The sequence below is a fragment of the Mesorhizobium sp. M7A.F.Ca.US.006.01.1.1 genome (genome assembly GCF_003997935.1).
Classification (GTDB): Bacteria; Pseudomonadota; Alphaproteobacteria; order Rhizobiales; family Rhizobiaceae; genus Mesorhizobium.
Genome location: NZ_RZQL01000416.1, coordinates 1 through 3,529, shown reverse-complemented (window position 1 = coordinate 3,529; position 3,529 = coordinate 1). Strand labels below are relative to the sequence as shown.

Genomic DNA, 3,529 nt, shown 5'->3' with positions numbered 1-3,529 from the left:
GTCTATTCAGTCTAGCCCGTCTCCGCAGCCGGCACTCCGTCTGGCGCCCTGGGCCGCGATGTTCGCAGCCACCTTTCTGCTGGCCGCCTGTTCGCAGGAGAGTAGCGCCCCCGCCGGTATGGGCGCGCCCGGCAAACCGGAAGTCGGCGTCGTCACCTTGCATCCGCAATCGGTGGCGATTACCGCCGAACTGTCGGGACGCACGGCGGCCTCGCTGGTTGCCGAGGTGCGTCCGCAAGTGAACGGCATCATCCAGCAGCGCCTGTTCAAGGAGGGCAGCGAGGTGGCGGCTGGACAGCCGCTCTACCTCATCGATCCAGCGAGCTACAAGGCGTCCTATGACAGCGCGGTCGCCGCCCAGCAGAAGGCGCAAGCGGCGGTGCCCACCGCACAGGCCAAGTTCGACCGTTATGCCGGCCTGTTGAAGCAGAACGTTGTTTCCAAACAGGATTATGACGATGCCGCCGCCACGCTGGCACAGGCGCAAGCCGATGTCGCCTCGGCCAAGGCCAGCGCCGAGACGGCGCGCATCAGCCTCGACCGCACCTCGATCACGGCGCCGATCGCCGGCCGCATCGACAAGTCCACGCTGACGCCCGGCGCGTTGGTCACCGCCAACCAGGATACAGTGCTGACCACCATCCGTGCGCTCGATCCGATCAATGTCGACGTCACGCAGTCGAGCACCAATCTGCTCAATCTGCGCCAGGCCATCTCGGAAGGGCGGCTGAAGTTCAGCGGTCCTAATGTCAGCGTCAAGCTGAAGCTCGAGAACGGCACCATCTACACGCAGACCGGCAAGCTGGAATTCGCCGGCGCCAATGTCGACCAGACCACCGGCACCTTCGCGCTCAGGGCCGAATTCCCCAATCCCGACCGCCTGCTTTTGCCCGGCATGTATGTGCGGGCGCTGGTCGAGGAGGGCGTCGCCCAGAACAGTTTCCTGGTGCCGCAGCGCGCCGTTAGCCGCAACACCAAGGGCGAGGCCACCGCCATGGTCATCAATGCGCAGGGCAAGGTCGAGACGCGCGTGCTCGCGGTACGCAACAGCGTCGGCAACAACTGGCTGGTGGATTCGGGTGTCGGCGACGGCGACCGTGTCATCGTCGAGGGCATGCAGCTGGTGCGTCCCGGCGGCGACGCGACGGGCGTCGAAGTGACGATCGACGAGACGACCGGCGAGGTCAAGGACCGCGGGCAGGGCACGTCCGCCGCGCCGGCCGCGTCCAATGCAGCGAAACCGGCGCCTGCCGCCGCGACCGGGAACTGAGCAATGTCCGTATTCTTCATCAACCGGCCGATCTTCGCCTGGGTGATCGCCATCGTGATCATGCTGGGTGGACTGCTCGCGCTCACCTCGCTGCCGATCTCGCAATATCCGCAGATCGCGCCGACGACAGTCAACATCAGCGCCACATATCCGGGCGCCGATGCATCGACGGTGGAAAACTCGGTGACCAAGGTCATCGAGCAAGGCATGACCGGCATCGACAATCTCGACTATATGACGGCGACGTCGACCTCGACCGGTTCGGCCTCGATCACGCTGACCTTCACCACGGCAGCCGATCCCGACACCGCCCAGGTGCAGACGCAGAACAAGCTGCAGCTGGTGCAGTCGCAGCTGCCGCAGGTGGTGCAGAGCAACGGCATCACCGTTTCCAAATCCTCGACCGGCTTCTTGATGGTCATCGGCTTCGTCTCGACCGACGCCAAGATGAACTCGACCGATCTCGCCGACTATGTCGATGCCACCGTCAACGACACGCTGAAGCGCGTCGAGGGTGTCGGCTCGACGCAGCTGTTCGGCTCCGGCTATGCCATGCGCATCTGGCTCGACCCCGACAAGCTCGCCAAATACGCCTTGATGCCGAGCGACGTGGCCTCGGCGATCGAGGCGCAGAACACGCAGGTTTCGGCCGGCCAGCTTGGCGGCCTGCCGGCGCGCAAGGGCCAGCAGCTCAATGCCACGGTGACGGCCAAGAGCCGGCTGCAGACCGCCGAACAGTTCCGCAACATCATCCTGAAGAGCCAGACCGACGGCTCGCTGGTACGCCTCAACGATGTCGCCACCGTCGAACTCGGCGCCGAAAGCTATACGACGCAGGCCAATTACAACGGCAAGCCGGCGGCCGGCGTCGCCGTCAATTTGGCGACCGGCGCCAATGCCATCAACACCGCCGAGGCGGTGCGTTCGACGATCGCCCGGCTGAGCTCGACCTTCCCGCAAGGGGTCGAGGTCGTCTATCCCTACGACACTTCGCCTTTCGTGCGGCTGTCGATCGAGGAGGTGGTCAAGACACTGGCCGAAGCGATCGTGCTGGTGTTCCTGGTGATGTTCATCTTCCTGCAGAATTTGCGGGCCACCATCATCCCGACGATCGCCGTGCCGGTGGTGTTGCTCGGCACGTTCGGCGTGTTGTCGCTGTTCGGCTATTCCGTCAACACGCTGACCATGTTCGCCATGGTGCTGGCCATCGGCCTGCTCGTCGACGACGCCATCGTCGTGGTCGAGAATGTCGAGCGCGTGATGCAGGAGGAAGGCCTGTCGCCGAAGGAGGCGACGCGCAAGTCGATGCACGAAATCACCGGCGCGCTGATCGGCATCGCCACCGTGCTTTCGGCCGTGTTCGTGCCGATGGCTTTCTTCGGCGGTTCGACCGGCATCATCTACCGGCAATTCTCGGTGACCATTGTCTCGGCGATGGTGCTCTCCGTGCTGGTCGCCCTTGTGCTGACGCCCGCACTTTGCGCCACCATCCTGCGGCCGCCCAAGGACCATGCGACACAGACCGGTCCGTTCGGCTGGTTCAACCGTGTCTTCGACCGCGGCACGCTTGCCTATCGTGACGGCTCGCACGGCATCATCAACCGGTCCTGGCGCTTCCTCGTCGTGTTCCTGGCCATCGTCGTTGCCGTGGGCTGGATGTTTGCCCGGCTGCCGAGTTCGTTCCTGCCGGAAGAAGACCAGGGCATCCTGATCACCAGCGTGCAGCTGCCGGTCGGCGCGACGCAGGACCGCACGGAGCGCGTGTTGGCAGAAGTGACCGATCATTATCTCAACCAGGAGAAGGACGTCGTCGACGGGGTGTTCACCGCCTCCGGCTTCGGCTTCGGCGGCGCAGGGCAGAATGTCGGCATCGCTTTCGTGCGGCTGAAGGATTTCGACCTGCGCAAATCGCCGGCTTCCGCCGCGCAGGCCATCGCCGGCCGGGCGATGGGCGCGTTTTCGAAGATCAGGGATGCGCAGGTCTTCGCGCTCGCGCCTCCCGCCATCCAGGGCTTCGGCAACACCAACGGCTTCGACTTCTACCTGCAGGACGTCAACGGCGCCGGCCATGACGCGCTGATCCAGACGCGCAACCAGCTTCTGACCCTGGCCGGTCAGAGCAAGGTGCTCGCCAACACAAGGCCCAACGGCCAGGAGGACCAGCCGCAATTCTCGGTCGATATCGACCAGGAAAAGGCCAGCGCGCTGGCCTTTTCCTGGTCGATATCGACCGAGAATTGCGGCTGGTCCTCCTGGCCG

2 protein-coding genes are annotated in these 3,529 nt (G+C 64.6%); both read left to right on the top strand.

All coding sequences use genetic code 11. From position 1 onward, the window contains the following. Nucleotides 1-1,270: efflux RND transporter periplasmic adaptor subunit (locus tag EN943_RS36105; RefSeq protein ID WP_281060881.1), on the top strand; the 1,270-nt coding region annotated here is incomplete at its 5' end. Nucleotides 1,271-1,273: 3 nt separating this feature from the next. After that, the coding region (locus tag EN943_RS36100; protein ID WP_127416511.1) for an efflux RND transporter permease subunit at nt 1,274-3,529 on the top strand (2,256 nt) is incomplete at its 3' end.